Below are 14,864 nucleotides of genomic sequence, written 5' to 3' on the forward strand. Positions count from 1 at the left end.
TGCTCGGTACGCTGAACACCCAGCGGATGCTGGCGGTCAGGACTCGGCGCAAGGCATGAGCGTCTTTGCGACATCCAAAAAATCGCCCATTAGCGCATGGCTAGTGGGCGATTTTTTTATTGCGGGCTGACGGCGAGCATGGTCAAGCAAGTCGTTGTTTTGAATGGACCGGCCAGGTGACGCTCGCGTGAAGGCTATCTTTACGGTTTAGCTTCCCGCCAGCGCGTTACGTGCCTATCTCACTTCAACACAGCCCGGCTCACTTCAAATCGGCTCAGCTCAGATCCGAATCATTGCGAGTGCACACCGACAGCACGATGGCATCTTCTTCGCTGGTAGAAACCAGGGCGTGACCCATGTCGGAGTCGAAATAGATGCTGTCCCCTTCGCCCAGCGGCAAGGGTTCATAGAATTCCGAATAGAGCAGAATGCTGCCCGCCAAGACCATCAGGAACTCCTCGCCGTCGTGACGCACCCAGTCGGGGAAGTCATCGAAGCTGCGCGCACGCACGCGAGTCTTGAAAGGAATCATGCGTTTCTGCGCCAGCTGCCACGACAGCAGCTCGTGCTCATAGGTCGGTGTCGGGTGGGACTTGCCATCACCGACGCGCGTCAGGTCGCGACGCCCGAGAGTGCCACTCTGGCGCTTGGGCGGGCTCAGCAACTGCGGCAGGTCGATGTTGAGACCATGAATCAGCTTCTGGACCGCCGTGAAGGTCGGCGAGATCTGCTCATTCTCGATCTTGGACAATGTCGAGCGTGCCAGTCCCGTGCGCTGGCTGACATCTTCCAGCGTCCAATGATGGGAGAGGCGGATCTGCTTCACGCGTTCGCCAAGCTTCAGGGGCTCAACGAAGGGTTTGCGACCGGAGGCGATCCGGACGGCGGCGTCCTTGTCTGTCGGTGTGCTCATGAGAGTAGCTTCGCTATGGGCGTGATATTGGCGGCGCACGACATCGGGAGTCGCAGTGCTGTCAGCTGGCGATAAAGTTTACTATCGGAAACTTTATCGCCAGCTTATCACAGCATGGCAAGTGCGCATCATCCCGACACGTAGCCAACATGGCAGTCCGCGACATGGCTGTTCGCGATACCTAAGGCTCGCTGGTACTCCCTTGATGCAGCGACAGGTTTCCTGGCTGCGGGAAACCTGTCGTGAGGTGTGATGTGCGCCAGGAGTGAAAGTCACCGGTGCGGGGGATGCCCAGCGCTAGAACAGCCGGGCACTAGAACAGCCAGGCGCTAGAATAGCGGGTGATCACGCTCATCCTCGGCGGGCTTGGAAAGCGGCGGCTGTACGCTGTCTGGTGTGCCAGAGGCGGAGCGGGGTGGTAGGGCATCCACGGTGGGAGGCGCGAGATCGAGCTGGTCTGGTTCGGGTTTCTTTGACTCGGGTCGCTCTGACGTGGGTTGCTCAGAAGCCGGTGGCTCTGAAGGGAGCTGGGCTGATGGGTGCTGGCTGCCGGCACGTGCATCGAGGCCATCCTGCATCGGCAAGCCCGCCAGCGCCTTGAGATGCGCCTCGGTGCTGCGCCCTAGCGCCTCCAGGCAATACCCGCCCTCCAGCACGGAGACGATACGCCCGTGGCAGTGACGCCGCGCGACATCCATCGCCAGTAGGGTGACCCAGTAATAGTCGTCATCTTCCAGGCACAGTTCTGCCATCGGGTCTTCACGGTGCGCGTCAAAGCCCGCCGAGATCAGGATCAACTCCGGCTTGAAATCATCAAGCTTCTTCAGCCATTGGGCTTCAATGGCGCGCCGGAAGGCCAGTGAGCCGCTGCCTTCGCTCAGGGGCGTGTTGTGGATGTGCTCCCAGCGGCTCTCCAGGTAGCGCCACGGGTACATGGCGTCCTGAAAGGAGGAGCACACCAGCGTATCGGGGTCATGCTTGAAGATATCGACGGTGCCGTTGCCCTGGTGTACATCGAAATCGAGGATCGCGATCCGCTTCACGCCGTAATGCTGGCGGGCGTGCAGAGCGCCCACCGCCACGTTGTTGTAGAAGCAGAAGCCCATCGCATCGGCGCGTTCGGCATGGTGGCCCGGGGGGCGCACGGCGCAGAAGACGTTGTCGGCCTGATCACGCATCACCTGGTCGACCCCGCGTACCACCGCGCCGGCGGCCAGTCGCGCCGCGACCAGGCTATCGGCACACATCACGGTGTCTTCGTTGATGGTCAGCAGCTGCCCGGCCTGGGGCGGACATTTCTCCAACGCCTGCAGGTGGCGCATGGGGTGCACGCGCGCCAGCTGCTCAAGCGTTGCCGCTCGCGCACTGTATTGCTGGACATGCTGAATCACGCCGCTCAGCGCCAGCTGACGCTCGATGGCCTGCAGACGCAGTGGGCTCTCGGGATGGGTGGGGCCCATGAAATGCTGACCGCAGTCGCGATGGGATATGTAGGAGGTGATCATCGGCATGCCTGCGTGAGTGTGCGGGTCATAATGGTCTGCACCATGACGTAACAGTAAGAGTCGTCAATGGCATGAGCCAGTCGCCGATGGTCTACCTTGTTTCACGCATGAAGGGCGCGAGGATGGCTGTTCAGACCTGCGCTTTCGCGGCATGCTGCTCATATCGCGCTGACGAGGCGCAACCGCTGACAGGACAAGCCTATGGGAACGCGATTTCTGCGCAATTTCTTCGAGCCCGCCAGTATCGTGGTGATCGGCGCCTCGGAAAAGCCGCATTCACTGGGCGGGCAGGTACTGCGCAATCTGCTTGAAGGGGGCTTCAAGGGCGCCCTGACGGTGGTCAACCCCAAGGGATATGAGACGGTGCATGGCGTGGCGTGCGTCAAGCGGGTCAGTGAGCTAGAGCAGGTGCCGGACCTGGCCATTCTGTGCTCACCGCCGGATACCTTGCCGCGTGTGGTCGAGAAGCTGGGCCGGCGCGGCGTCAAGGCGGCGCTGCTGATTTCGGGAGGTGTCGCGCCGACACCGGTCAGCTCGCTGGCCCGCGTCACCGGCAAGGGGCTTGAGATGCTGTCACGCCGCGACGGGCTGAACTTCACTGCCCCGCGTCTGCCGGGCATTCACAGGTCCACTACGGGCAAGCCAGGCCCCGAACCCTCCGTCACCGAGGCGTCGTCTTTGGATGAGGCCGGCGAGCCTGCCGCGCCGAGCGCCGAGCGCTACCCGCGGATCGCCGACAGCACGGACGACGTGCTGGATGCCTCGCAGGCACGAGAGCCGGGTGTCGAAGTCCCGCGTATCCACCGTGATCAGGAAAGCCTCAACAGTCGGTTGCTCAAGGCCGCCCGAGGCAGTGGGATTCGCCTGCTCGGGCCGGAATGCATGGGCATCTGCGTGCCAAATCGGCACCTGAATGCCTCCTTCAGCGGGCAGCCAGTGGCCAAGGGCAAGGTCGCCTATCTCGGCCAGTCGGGGATGCTGGGCAATGCGATGATCGACTGGGCGGCAGGGCGCGGCATCGGCTTCTCGCATCTGGTGACCCTGGGCGACAGCGTCGATGTGATGCTGCCCGATCTGATCGACTATCTGAACCAGTACGGGCCGTCGCAGGCCTTGCTGTTGCACCTGGAGCGCATTCACGACCCGATGCACTTCATGACCGCGCTGCGCGAGGCGTCCCGCAATCGGCTGGTGCTGGCGATCAAGAGTGGCCGTACCCCGGAAGCCGACCTGTTCGGCACACATGTCACACGTGGCGTGCCCAATCGCGACCGGATCGTCGATGTTGCCCTCGCGCGTGCCGGGGTGGTGCGCGTCAATGACAGCGAAGACATGTTCGATGCGCTGGAGACGCTGAATCGCATGAAGCCGTTGCGCGGTGATCGGCTGGCGATCGTCTCCAATGGGTTGGGCCCGGCCTTGCTGGCCATCGACAAGCTGATGGCGGGTGGCGGCAAGCTGGCCGAGCTGAGCGAGGAGAGCCGCCAGGCGCTGCTCAAGGCCGAGCTGGATGTCAGCCTGCCGGGGCGCAATCCGGTGGATCTGGGCGGCAATACCACGCCGGAAGATTTCCTGGCCGCGGTCAACATCGTGGCCAATGACCGTGGCGTGGACGCCGTGCTGGTCGTGCATGCGCCGACACGCCTTGCTCCCTCACGGGCAACGGCCGAGGCCCTGGTGGCGCATCGCAAGCAATTCCGACGCAACCTGCTGACCAGCTGGATGGGGCTCGAGCAGGCGCTTTCAGCCCGCCATGAATGCCATCTGGCCGGCATTCCGACCTATCTGTCGCCGGAGAAGGGCGTCAAGGCCTTCTTGCAGATGGTCGATTACCACCGTGTGCAGACACTGTTGCAGCAGACGCCGCCGAGCCTGGCCTTCTCGACCAGTGCCGAGATCCGCGCCCGCGCCCATGATCTGGTGCACAGTGCGCGGCGTGCCGGCCGTGAATGGTTGACCCACTCGGAAACGGCGCAGGTGCTCGATACCTACGGCATCGCGACCGCGCCCAGTCGCTATGTGCTCGACGCCGCCGAAGGCGCGCGCGCCATCGTCGAATTGCAGCGATCTGCCACGGATGACGACAAGCCTTCTCGCCAGGGCCCCTATGCGCTGCGCGTGGTGCATGAACACAACAGCCAGCCGTTCCGCTATCGCCGCTACCCACAGCGGCTGTCTTCCGGCGTGGTGCAGGACCTTTCCGGTCCGGAGGATATCGCGCTGGCGATTCGCCGCATCACCCAGAAGGTGGCGGAGGGCGATGCCGAGCGTGGCCGCGGTGACCACGAGCGCACGCGCATTCATGAGTTCTGCCTGCAGCCGATGCAGCGTGGCAAACACTCGCTGCAGTTGAGCGCAGGCATCACGCGCGATGACGAATTCGGCCCGGTGATCGTGTTCGGTATCGGCGGTTACAAGGTCAATGTGCTGGCGGACCGCCAGGTGGCCTTGCCGCCCCTCAACATGACACTGGCGCGTGAGCTGATCTCGCGCAGCCATGCCTCCCGCCTGATCGCCGAGCACTCGCCGGACCCGGAGCGCGATTTCGAGCGCGTCAGCACGCTGTTGATCAAGCTCTCACAGTTGGCATCGGATTTGCGTGACATAAGAGGGTTGGAAATCAATCCGTTGTTGCTCAATCGCGAGGAGGCCGTGGCAGTGGACTTCGCGCTGGATCTCGGCAAACCGGCCCGTTTCGCGATCATGCCGTATCCGGAGGAGCTGCGTGAATGGGTGTCGCTGGACAATGGCATGCACGTCGAGGTTCGCCCGATACGCGGCGAGGATGCGCCCTTGATCACGGCCTTCCATGCGCGGCTATCCGAGGAGAGCATTCGTTTCCGCTACTTCCACCACAAGGCGGCGCTGACTCAGCGAGATCTCGCGTTGCTCGCCCAGATCAATTACGACCGCCAGATGGCCTTCATCGCCGAGCGTGAAGTGGAAGCCCAGTCAGGTGAGTCGCCGCAGCGCGAGATGCTGGGGGTGGTGCGGGTATGGAATGACCCGGACAACATTCGCACCGAATTCTCCGTCATCATCCGTGATGACATGCAAGGCGAGGGGATCGGCAGTCTGCTGATGGAGAAGATGCTGCGCTATTGCCGCTCGCTGGGCACGCTGGAGATGGTCGGCAAGATCATGATCGACAACCACCCGATGCGCGCCCTGATGAAGCACCTCGGTTTCACCTGCCGCTACAACATGGAGGAGCAGGTCATCGATGCCAGCATCCGTCTCAACGAGCCAGTCAGTGATTGGCAGCGCCTGAGGCTGGAAGCCAAGGCCTGATGCGCCTTGATGGTGCAAGGGCCTGTTGATAGGCGTGTGCCTGGGCCTGTTGATAGGCGTGTGCCTGGGCTTGTTGATAGGCGTGTGCGGGGGTTGTTCAAGGGCGCGTGCGCGGGCTTGCCAGGCGGTTCTCGGCAACACGCAATGCGTCAGGGAATGGAGAGCAATAGACCAATAACAACATGCAATGTCGTGATTCAGGGAGGTATCAGCAGAAGCGTCAAGGGCATACCACCTTGGTCGTATAAGCGTCTGTTCGTGTTTGAGCGCTTATCAATAAAACTGTATTGTAATTACAAATATAAGAATCCTTTATGGATAATGGCGCAGGGGATGACACAGTATTCTGTCAGCAGGTCGGCAAGCGATGCTTGCGGCCAGATTGCGCGATGTCAGCGGCAGGGCGAGCCATTCTCCCTGCCGGATTGAGTGCGTAATTGACAGAATCCGTGGATATTTCCTGCCCGCTGACGACAGGAAAGCCAATGACTGACACTCGCGACGTGAAGATTCGAGTGCGCAATCTGAGCAAGGTGTTCGGCAATCAGCCCGACAAGGCGCTCAAATTGCGTGATGAGGGCATGAAACGCCCCGAGATTCTCGAGAAGACTGGCCAGACGTTGGGGCTTTCCAACGTGGACTTTGATGTGATGGAAGGCGAGTTGCTGGTCATCATGGGGTTGTCCGGTTCCGGAAAATCGACCCTGATCCGCTGCCTGAACCGGTTGATCGAACCGACGGAGGGCGAGATCCTCATCGACGGCGATGATGTCGCCAAGCTGGATGACAAGTCGCTGCTGCGCTGTCGTCGCAAGCATTTCTCGATGGTGTTCCAGAATTTCGCGCTCTTCCCGCACCGCACCGTGCAGCAGAATGCCGAGTTCGGGCTTGAGGTGCGCGGCGAGGAGAAGGAAGTCTGTTATCAGCGCGGTCGCGATGCGCTCAAGCAGGTCGGCCTTGATGGCTGGGAAGATGCCTACCCCAGCCAGCTCTCCGGCGGCATGCAACAACGTGTCGGCCTGGCGCGAGCGCTGGCCAACGACTCCACGGTGCTGTTGATGGATGAGGCCTTCTCGGCGCTTGATCCCCTGATCCGCAAGGACATGCAGCAGGAATTGCTGGCGCTGCAACACAAGATGAAGAAGACCACCATCTTCATCACCCACGATCTTGATGAAGCCCTCTCCATCGGCGACCGCATCATCCTGCTCAAGGATGGCGAGATCGTGCAGATCGGCTCCCCCGAAAGCATCCTCACTTCCCCGGCCAATGATTATGTGGCGCGCTTCGTCGAAGGCGTCGACATGTCGCGCATCCTCACTGCCCGCTCGGCGATGACCGATGTCCGTGCCACCGCACGCGATGATGATGGCCCGCGCACGGCGCTGCGCAAGATGGGCGACAACGGCCTCGATAGCCTGTTCGTGGTGCGTCGTGATCGCACTGTGCTCGGGATCATCACCGCCGAGGATACCGAACGTGCCGTGCGCGAGAATCTCACCGATCTCTCGAGCATCATCCACTCCGATTGCTGTCAGGTCTCGCCGGAAGAACCGCTGCACAACCTGTTCGCGATGTTTGCCGGTCATCACCATCCGCTGGCGGTGGTCGATGAGCAATCCCGCCTGTTGGGCGTGGTGATCAAAGGGTCCGTACTCGCGGAACTGGCGGAAGCAGGGGAGGCACACGCATGAGCGACGCAACCGGTTTTACCATCCCGAAGATAGAGCTGGGTGACTGGATCGAGACGGGGCTTGATTACCTGACGACCAACTACTCCAGCATCACGCGCGGCATCTCCAAGTTCACCGAGACCGGCATCGACGTCCTGAACGATGCGCTGATGTGGCTGCCCGAGTGGGCGCTGATCGCCCTGGTGACGCTGCTGTGCTGGCGGCTGGCCGGCACGCGCCTGGCCATCGGTTCCGTACTGGGGCTGGGACTGATCTGGAACCTGGATCTGTGGGACCCGATGATCGAATCGCTGACCCTGGTGGTGATCGCCACCCTGGTCGCCGTGGTCATCGCGGTACCGCTGGGGATACTGGCGGCACTCTCTGACCGCTTCTACAAGGTCATCATGCCGGTGCTGGATTTCATGCAGACGATGCCGGCCTTCGTCTACCTGATCCCGGCGATTCCCTTCTTCGGCATCGGCTCGGTCTCCGCCATCTTCGCCACCGTGATCTTCTCGATGCCGCCAGCGATTCGCTTCACCACGCTGGGCATTCGTCAGGTGCCCAATGACCTGATCGAAGCCGCCGATGCCTTCGGCGCCACCCGCAGCCAGAAGCTCTTCAAGCTGCAGCTGCCGCTTTCCCTGCCCACCGTGATGGCCGGCATCAACCAGACCATCATGCTGGCACTGTCGATGGTGGTGATCGCGGCCATGATCGGCGCCGATGGCCTGGGGAATGAGGTCTGGAAAGCCATCCAGCGCCTGCGTCCGGGAGATGGTTTCGAAGCGGGCATCGCGGTGGTCATCCTGGCCATGCTGCTCGACCGCCTGACCCAGACCTTCAGCAAGGAAAAGAAGCCCCGTTCATGAGGGGATTCACCAGCGGCCTCCGTGTATTGCCTGGCCCATGCGGAGGCCGCCTCGAGCACTTCCATACCCGACTCAACGTTTGGCCGTCGACACACGTTTTTCGACAGACGTGCTTCGATAAACAATGAGTAAATTCGAATAAAGGGGAAAATGATGAACAAGCAAGATGCCTCCCACACTACCTTGAACGTCACCGCGAAGATGAATGCCGCCACCAAGGCATTGCTGCTCGGCGCTGTCATGTCCTCCTCACTGGCCGGGGCAAGCGCCGTGTATGCCGCCGGTGACAAGGGCGATGTGACGCTGGCCTACGTCGAATGGTCCTCTGAAGTCGCCTCCACCAATGTGGTCAAGGCGGTGCTCGAATCACAGGGCTACAACGTCGAACTCAAGGCGCTGTCTGCGGCGGCGATGTTCCAGGCAGTCGCCTTCGGCGATGCCGACGGCATGGTCGGTGCGTGGCTCCCCACCACCCACGAAGACTACATGGCCAAGATCGCCGACAAGGTCGACGACCTGGGCGTCAACCTCGAAGGCACCAAGCTCGGGCTGGTCGTGCCGTCCTACAGCAAGCTCGAGACCATCGACGACATCAAGACCCACGCCGAGGATATCGATGAGCGCATCGTCGGCATCGAGCCGGGCGCAGGTCTGACGCGTCTGACCGAGCAGGTGCTGGAGGACTACGATCTCGAGGACATCGACCTGACCACCGGCAGCGGTGCGACCATGACCGCCGCGCTGAGCAATGCGATCAAGGGTGAGCGTGAGATCGTCGTCACCGGCTGGACGCCGCATTGGATGTTCGCCCGCTGGGACCTCAAGTATCTGGATGACCCGAAGGGCGTCTACGGCGGTGCCGAGGAGATTCACACCCTGGCGCGCAAGGGGCTCGAGGAAGACATGCCGGAGGTCTACGCGATTCTCGACAACTTCGCCTGGACCCCGGCTGACATGGGCGAAGTGATGCTCAACAACCAAGAAGACGACGCTGACCCCTACGAAACCGCCAAGGCGTGGGTGGAAAGCCATCAGGATATCGTCAAGGAATGGCTGCCGGCCGCGGCTGAGTGATGCCTGACGCATGACTCGCTGAGTCATGAATGACGAAACGCCCCCACAGGGTCTCCTGTGGGGGCGTTTCGTTGTGTGCCTGCAAATGACGCGTCGCTCACCCCGGGCGAGCGGGAGCGGAATGGCTCAGAACGGACTGGCTTAGCCTGACCTGATCAGAACGGGCGGGCTCAGAAAGGACAGGGACTGCGCACTTCCATGCGCTCACCACTCACCGGGTGATCGAAGCTGATCATCTCGGCATGCAGCATCAGGCGCTCGGCCATGAAGAAGGCCTCATCCGTCGCATAGAGGTCGCAGCCCAGGATCGGGTGGCCGATCTGCTGGCTATGGATGCGCAACTGATGCGTGCGACCTGACACCGGCGTGAACTCGACTCGCGTGCGCGCCGGATTCTCCAGGCGCTCGATGACGCGGAAATCGCTGATGGCGGTCTTGCCGGTCTCGTGGCAGATCTTCTGCAGCGGGAACTGGTCGACGTCCTTGGCGATGGGCAGCGAGATGCGCCCGCTGTCCTCCTCCAGATGGCCATGCAGGATCGCGGTGTAGGACTTGCCGATGTTGCGGTCCTGAAACTGGTGGGTCAGGTTGCCGTTGGCCGGCTTGTTGAGCGCGACCAGCATGATGCCGGAGGTGCCGAAATCGAGCCGGTGCAGCAGCTTGGCGCTGGGGTATTCCTTGACCAGGCGATGATGCAGCGAATCCAGATTGAGCGGATGCTTGCCGGAAAGGCTGAGCAGGCCACTGGGCTTGTGGATCAGCAGGATGTCATCGTCGGCGTACAGCACCGCGTAGGTTTCGTGGCAGACGGGAACGATGAACGGGTCGGCTTGTGGCTGCATAAGGGCTCGTCAGTGACATCAAGGAGGGCGGGGCGAAACGGCAAGTGAGGCAATTGCTGGCGTGCTCTAGAGCGCTGGCGCGGTCTAGAGCGCGATATCCTGCCAATGATACTCGTACTCGTCGTCCTCACCATCCTCTGGCGCACGACCGATGAAGAGGCTGGCGGTGAAGGCGCGCACGAAGATCACCTGGCTGCCATCCAGTGCGGTCAGCAGCTCACCCTTCTTGAGCTTCTTGATCTTGCGCTTGCGTGCTGCGGCGGCATCACGCGCCGCGCGGGTGTCGGCGCGCCACTGGGCGGCAATCTCACCGGGCGCTGTCGACTGTTCGAGCAGCTCCTCGGGGCATTGCAGCGGAATGTCTGGCGTGCCTTCGTCACGGATATGGTATTCCCAGCGGCTGGGGTCACCATTCTTGGGAGCCTGCATCAGGTGCTGGCGAATGAAGGTATGGCCGTGAGGATGTTCCAGCACGGTATACAGCACATTGCCGACCACGGCGTGATCGACCAGCGAGATGCCATGACTGTCGGACGGCGTATAACCGGCCAGCAGACGGTCTACCAGTGTCTGACGTGCCACCTTGGGGGTGCCGCTGTCATCCCAGGCCATGAAGCCTCCAATCTGAGCGTGTCTGGCATCGCAGGCCATGTCGGATGCGCTATGAATGACGCAGGCTGACTGGCGTTCGAGAGGCCGAAAGGGCGGCCATTGTCCGGCTTGTGCCCGGCGAGGGCAAGCCGCTGAACGCGCGAATCTGCGCCGGCGGGGTCTCAAGGAATAGCGCAAGCGATAACACAAGCGGCAACCCGGCCGGCGCCCCGCACGGTAACCCGAACGGCAACGCAAGAGGCCCCGCATGAGCGGAGCCTCGAGAAGAGCGCCTGTTGTGGCGCAGACTGGCTATCGGCACAGACTGGCTAGCGGCAGAGACTGGCTAGCGGGTCAGGGTGCCAGCAGTTGCTTGTGCCATTCGCCGTCTTCCGTGTCCAGGCGCTGGTAGCGTACGCGATCGTGCAGGCGCGAGGGCTGCCCCTGCCAGAATTCGATCATTTCCGGCACTACGCGGTAGCCGCCCCAATGCTCCGGACGCGGCACTTCGGTGGTGGCATAGACCTGCTCGAAGCGACCCTGACGCTCGCTGAGCCATTCGCGATCGGGAATCTCGACACTCTGCTGCGAGACCCAGGCGCCCAGCTGGCTCTCCTTGGGGCGTGAGGCGAAGTACTGATCGGAGGTGGCATCCGCGACCTTCTCGACGCTGCCTTCGATACGCACCTGGCGCTCCAGCGCGGGCCACCAGAAGGTCAGCGCGGCGAAGGGCACATTGGCCAGCTCGCTGCCCTTGTGGCTCTGATAGTTGGTATAGAAGATGAAGCCTTCACTGTCGCAGCCCTTGAGCAGCACGATGCGCGCATGCGGCTTGCCCTGGCTGTCGACGGTGGAGAGCGTCATGACATTGGCGTCGTTGTCATCGGCGGACAGGGCGCTGGTCAACCACTCCTGAAACAGCTCGAAGGGTTCCAGCGGTGTGTTCGCAAGGCTCAGGCCATCACCGGAATAGGTTCTGCGCACATCGGCGATATCGCGGTTCATGGTGGGCTCCCTTGATGAATTGCTCATGTAATGACATGACTGTGACCGCTCACGTGCTGGATCGCAAGCCTCAGACACCGCCCAGCTGCAGCCACGCCATGTAAAGCCCGGTACCGACGGCAATCGAGAGCAGCGCATTGCGTCGCCACAGATGCAGTCCCGCCACGCAGAGGGCCGCGACCAGCATGCCGGCGCCCTCGGCGCTTACGAGCCAGCTTTGCCAGGCCGAGATGTGGTGCGCAGACTCTGACATGTCAGGCAGTTGCATGGCCGACAGCGAGACGATGATCAGCACGACCATGACGATGGCCGGCAGATAGCGGCCCATATGCAGAATCAGCGGATGGGCCGAATGGCGGGACAGGAACACGAAGGGCAGCGCGCGCGTGGCGAAGGTCGCGCCGGCTGACACGGCGATCAACAGCAAGGCCTGCAGGGTCGTCATGGGGTGGTGTGCTCCGAGGCTTGATTGTGTTCAGTCCGGCGCGCGCCAGACTTGCCGTGTGGGGGATGATCGTCACGCGGGGCAGGCGTGACGTGTGGCTGTTGTTTGCCACGCTGGTAATGATACTGCCCGAGCAGGAGGGCGCAGGCTGCCGCGATGCTGCCCAGCAACAGCTGATCTTCCGGCAGCAGCCACAGGCCCGCGAGCGTGACCAGCAGGCCGAGCATGAAGGGCCAGCGCTCGCGCAGGGCGAACCATTGTTCGATGCCCAGCACCACGAACAGCGCCGTCAACGCGAACTCGATGCCGCTGCTGTCAAAGCTGAGCTGTCCGGCTGCCAGACCCAGCAGCGTCCCCAGTACCCACCAGGATTGGTTGAGGAAGGTGATGCGCAACATCAGGCGCTGGTCATCACGGCGCGCCACGGGATCATCGCGTTCGCCGCTGCGTGGCAGGCTGGCCAGCAGCGAGTAGGTTTCATCGGTCAGCCCGAAGATGAGATAGAGCTTGCCAAGCCCCGCCGCGCGGAAGCGCTCCAGCAGCGACAGGCCGTAGAAGAGGTGGCGCGAATTGAGCAGCAGAGTGGCCACAAAGACCTCGGTGATGCCGGCGCCCGCACCGAGCAGCGCTACCGCCAGGAACTGGCCGGCCCCGGCCAGGATGACCAGTGACATCAAAAGGCCCAGCCAGGGGCTCAACGGCAGCTGGGTGAACAGCACGCCGAAGGCAGCGCCCAGCGGGATATAGCCGAACATCACCGGCAGGGTCTTGTTGAGTGCCTGTTGCCATAGGTGACGACTGCTGACTGGCTGCCGGGGAGGCGAGCCCGCACAGGTGGTGTCGTCCCGGGAGGCGTGCGAGGTACCGGCCGTGGAAGGCGATGACATGGCGAGAGTTCCGTTCTGCGCAGGCGGGGTGAAGACGGGCGACACATGCCGGGAGCCTTCAAGAGGCCGAGACCCGGTAAGCCGCAGGCAATCTACGCAGCATATAATGTCATCAAGCGTCAGGCGATGCTGCCAAGGTGGCAGCTGGCAGTGGAAAGTGCTGAATCAGCGCTTCATTGCTGATATTTCACATGTCTCATGGCGGCACGGCCGATTGATTTGCCGTGAGCCGCCAGACCGAGTCCACCTATACTGGCCTGTAGTCGCTCGTTGGCTGCCTATCGCTGCCTGATCACGTGTCGTGCCATCAAAGGTTCATTCGCTGAGGGAGTCATCAGGATGAGTTCGAACCGATTCCGCAAGTCCTCGTCTGAGACGGTGCTTCATGATCAGGGTGAGCCTTCGCCGCTGCGCAGTGTCGTGATCTGGGGGCTGGCCATCCGGCTGTTTCACCTGCTGCTGATTCTGGCGATCATCGGCATGTGGTACACCGCCGAGGTGGGCGCAGGACTCGATTTTCCGATGGTCTGGCACGCACGGTTGGGATATTGCGTGATCGGGCTGGTGGCGTTTCGCGTCATCTGGGGGCTGGTGGGCAGCGGGCATGCTCGCTTCAGCCGCTTCGTGGCGTCACCGCGCACGACCTGGCGCTACGCCGCTGACTTTCTGGCGGGACGCGCGCCACGCCATGCAGGCCACAATCCCCTGGGTGGCTGGATGACGCTGGCCATGTTGCTGGTGCTGGCGATTCAGGCCTCGAGCGGGCTGTTTCTCACCGATGATCTGCTGTTCGAAGGGCCCCTGCATGATCGGGTCCCAGCGAGTGTCGCCGAGGGGCTGGCCTGGGTGCATCACACCAATATCACGCTGCTGTGGGGGCTGATCGCCCTGCATCTGATGGCCATCGTCTGGCATGGCCTGCGCGGTGAGTGGCTGATCTGGGCGATGGTGCATGGCCGCAAGCATTTCAGGCGCGATGAATCGGTAGTGGATGAGGGCGAGCCAGTGCCACCTTTACGCCCACGCAGGAGGCTCGCGCTGGGGTTGGCGATCGGCATTGCCGTTCTGGTCATCTGGCAGGGGGCGCAGTTGCCGTAAGCTCTGCTCGCTTTCACTCATGCTTTCGCTATGACTTTTACTCTCACTTTCGCCCTCATGTATGCCAAGACGCAAAAGCGCCGCCACGAGCAATCTCATGGCGGCGCTTTTGCGTCTTGACGGAGCTTTGGCTATATCAGTCAGCGCGATACTGCTGATGACAGCCCTTGCAGGTCTTGGCTGTCTCGACGAACTGGCTGCGCAGGGCATCAAGGTCCTGACTGGCGGCGGCGTCAGCCAATGCCCGGCTCTGGGTCATCAGCGCCTCGGCACGCTTGTCGAAGCCTGCACGGTCGCTCTCTATCTTGCTCAGCGCGTCGGTATCACCGTCATAGGAACCGGCGATGAAGCCCTCCCATGGCATCTGAGCCAACAGCGCCAGTCGCTCGGCGCGGGTGCGAAACTCCTCGGCATCATAGTCCTGCTTGCCCTTGACCATCGCACCCATCGGACTGAACTGCCACGCCAGCGTCTGGAAGACTGCCTGGCGATACTGGATGGCATCTTCCGTCTTGTCAGCCAGTGCCGCTGGCGACGCCAACAGGCTGGCAAGCACCACGCCAGCCGCCAGCACGCCAGTGGTCAGGCGGTTGCGCGATACGCCCGCAGGGCGCGGAAAAGACAAGTGTGTTGTCAGGCCGATCATGGCAAAGCCTCGCTGTAAT

12 protein-coding genes and 1 pseudogene are annotated in these 14,864 nt (G+C 62.2%); 5 read left to right on the plus strand and 8 right to left on the minus strand.

The features are described 5' to 3' along the window. Positions 1 to 274: 274 nt before the first annotated feature. Together R1T44_RS09965 and R1T44_RS09970 are read right to left on the minus strand one after the other, a co-directional pair. Entirely contained in the window at positions 275 to 913 is a 639-nt protein-coding gene (locus R1T44_RS09965) for a helix-turn-helix domain-containing protein (RefSeq protein WP_175088731.1), read from the minus strand. 572 nt (positions 914 to 1,485) lie between these two features. Then, positions 1,486 to 2,418 (minus strand): annotated as a pseudogene (locus R1T44_RS09970) (histone deacetylase family protein); the annotation flags it as partial. A gap of 201 nt (positions 2,419 to 2,619) precedes the next feature. Here R1T44_RS09970 and R1T44_RS09975 point away from each other — a divergent pair. The 4 genes from R1T44_RS09975 (at position 2,620) to R1T44_RS09990 (ending at position 9,331) form a co-directional block, all read left to right on the plus strand. Then, positions 2,620 to 5,709, plus strand: a complete 3,090-nt coding sequence (locus tag R1T44_RS09975) for a bifunctional acetate--CoA ligase family protein/GNAT family N-acetyltransferase (RefSeq protein WP_317291938.1) — start codon at positions 2,620 to 2,622, stop codon at positions 5,707 to 5,709. A 485-nt stretch (positions 5,710 to 6,194) separates the two neighbouring features. Further along, positions 6,195 to 7,403 (plus strand): quaternary amine ABC transporter ATP-binding protein, encoded by a 1,209-nt coding sequence (locus tag R1T44_RS09980; protein ID WP_043333554.1) that lies wholly within the window; start codon positions 6,195 to 6,197, stop codon positions 7,401 to 7,403. After that, the gene (locus R1T44_RS09985) at positions 7,400 to 8,257 is read left to right on the plus strand and encodes an ABC transporter permease (RefSeq protein ID WP_043333557.1); all 858 of its coding nucleotides are present in this window, start codon (positions 7,400 to 7,402) and stop codon (positions 8,255 to 8,257) included. Before R1T44_RS09980 ends, R1T44_RS09985 begins: the two co-directional genes overlap by 4 nt. 153 nt (positions 8,258 to 8,410) lie before the next feature. After that, positions 8,411 to 9,331: a glycine betaine ABC transporter substrate-binding protein gene (locus R1T44_RS09990; protein WP_225348063.1), complete on the plus strand. Its 921-nt coding sequence runs from the start codon at positions 8,411 to 8,413 to the stop codon at positions 9,329 to 9,331. Between the two features lie 170 nt (positions 9,332 to 9,501). Here the strand turns inward: R1T44_RS09990 and R1T44_RS09995 are convergent, their stop codons facing one another. The 5 genes from R1T44_RS09995 to R1T44_RS10015 form a co-directional block, all read right to left on the minus strand. Next, positions 9,502 to 10,173 (minus strand): RluA family pseudouridine synthase, encoded by a 672-nt coding sequence (locus R1T44_RS09995; protein ID WP_153635733.1) that lies wholly within the window; start codon positions 10,171 to 10,173, stop codon positions 9,502 to 9,504. Positions 10,174 to 10,257: 84 nt separating this feature from the next. After that, on the minus strand, positions 10,258 to 10,785 hold the full coding sequence (locus R1T44_RS10000) for a hypothetical protein (RefSeq protein ID WP_153635734.1): 528 nt from the start codon (positions 10,783 to 10,785) through the stop codon (positions 10,258 to 10,260). A 333-nt stretch (positions 10,786 to 11,118) separates the two neighbouring features. Then, positions 11,119 to 11,769: a pyridoxamine 5'-phosphate oxidase gene (pdxH, locus tag R1T44_RS10005; RefSeq protein ID WP_043333565.1), complete on the minus strand. Its 651-nt coding sequence runs from the start codon at positions 11,767 to 11,769 to the stop codon at positions 11,119 to 11,121. A gap of 70 nt (positions 11,770 to 11,839) precedes the next feature. Beyond that, a complete protein-coding gene (locus R1T44_RS10010; protein WP_153635735.1) occupies positions 11,840 to 12,214 on the minus strand; it encodes a branched-chain amino acid transporter permease in 375 nt (124 codons plus the stop codon). Next, the gene (locus R1T44_RS10015; protein WP_215824395.1) at positions 12,211 to 13,101 is read right to left on the minus strand and encodes an AzlC family ABC transporter permease; all 891 of its coding nucleotides are present in this window, start codon (positions 13,099 to 13,101) and stop codon (positions 12,211 to 12,213) included. The genes R1T44_RS10010 and R1T44_RS10015 overlap by 4 nt, the downstream gene beginning before the upstream one ends. A gap of 339 nt (positions 13,102 to 13,440) precedes the next feature. Between R1T44_RS10015 and R1T44_RS10020 the strand changes: the two genes are divergently transcribed. Then, on the plus strand, positions 13,441 to 14,199 hold the full coding sequence (locus R1T44_RS10020; RefSeq protein WP_284726110.1) for a cytochrome b/b6 domain-containing protein: 759 nt from the start codon (positions 13,441 to 13,443) through the stop codon (positions 14,197 to 14,199). A 136-nt stretch (positions 14,200 to 14,335) separates the two neighbouring features. Here R1T44_RS10020 and R1T44_RS10025 read toward each other — a convergent pair whose 3' ends face one another. Continuing rightward, the gene (locus tag R1T44_RS10025; protein ID WP_172978663.1) at positions 14,336 to 14,824 is read right to left on the minus strand and encodes a c-type cytochrome; all 489 of its coding nucleotides are present in this window, start codon (positions 14,822 to 14,824) and stop codon (positions 14,336 to 14,338) included. Positions 14,825 to 14,864 lie beyond the last annotated feature (40 nt).

Origin of the sequence: Cobetia amphilecti, assembly GCF_032923285.1 — a bacterium.
Taxonomy (GTDB): Bacteria; Pseudomonadota; Gammaproteobacteria; order Pseudomonadales; family Halomonadaceae; genus Cobetia; species Cobetia amphilecti.

Coding starts and splice junctions, on each gene's coding strand:
- R1T44_RS09965 (WP_175088731.1), bottom strand. CDS start 913: ATGAGCACACCGACAGACAAGGACGCCGCCGTCCGGATCGCCTCCGGT.
- R1T44_RS09975 (WP_317291938.1), top strand. CDS start 2,620: ATGGGAACGCGATTTCTGCGCAATTTCTTCGAGCCCGCCAGTATCGTG.
- R1T44_RS09980 (WP_043333554.1), top strand. CDS start 6,195: ATGACTGACACTCGCGACGTGAAGATTCGAGTGCGCAATCTGAGCAAG.
- R1T44_RS09985 (WP_043333557.1), top strand. CDS start 7,400: ATGAGCGACGCAACCGGTTTTACCATCCCGAAGATAGAGCTGGGTGAC.
- R1T44_RS09990 (WP_225348063.1), top strand. CDS start 8,411: ATGAACAAGCAAGATGCCTCCCACACTACCTTGAACGTCACCGCGAAG.
- R1T44_RS09995 (WP_153635733.1), bottom strand. CDS start 10,173: ATGCAGCCACAAGCCGACCCGTTCATCGTTCCCGTCTGCCACGAAACC.
- R1T44_RS10000 (WP_153635734.1), bottom strand. CDS start 10,785: ATGGCCTGGGATGACAGCGGCACCCCCAAGGTGGCACGTCAGACACTG.
- pdxH (WP_043333565.1), bottom strand. CDS start 11,769: ATGAACCGCGATATCGCCGATGTGCGCAGAACCTATTCCGGTGATGGC.
- R1T44_RS10010 (WP_153635735.1), bottom strand. CDS start 12,214: ATGACGACCCTGCAGGCCTTGCTGTTGATCGCCGTGTCAGCCGGCGCG.
- R1T44_RS10015 (WP_215824395.1), bottom strand. CDS start 13,101: ATGTCATCGCCTTCCACGGCCGGTACCTCGCACGCCTCCCGGGACGAC.
- R1T44_RS10020 (WP_284726110.1), top strand. CDS start 13,441: ATGAGTTCGAACCGATTCCGCAAGTCCTCGTCTGAGACGGTGCTTCAT.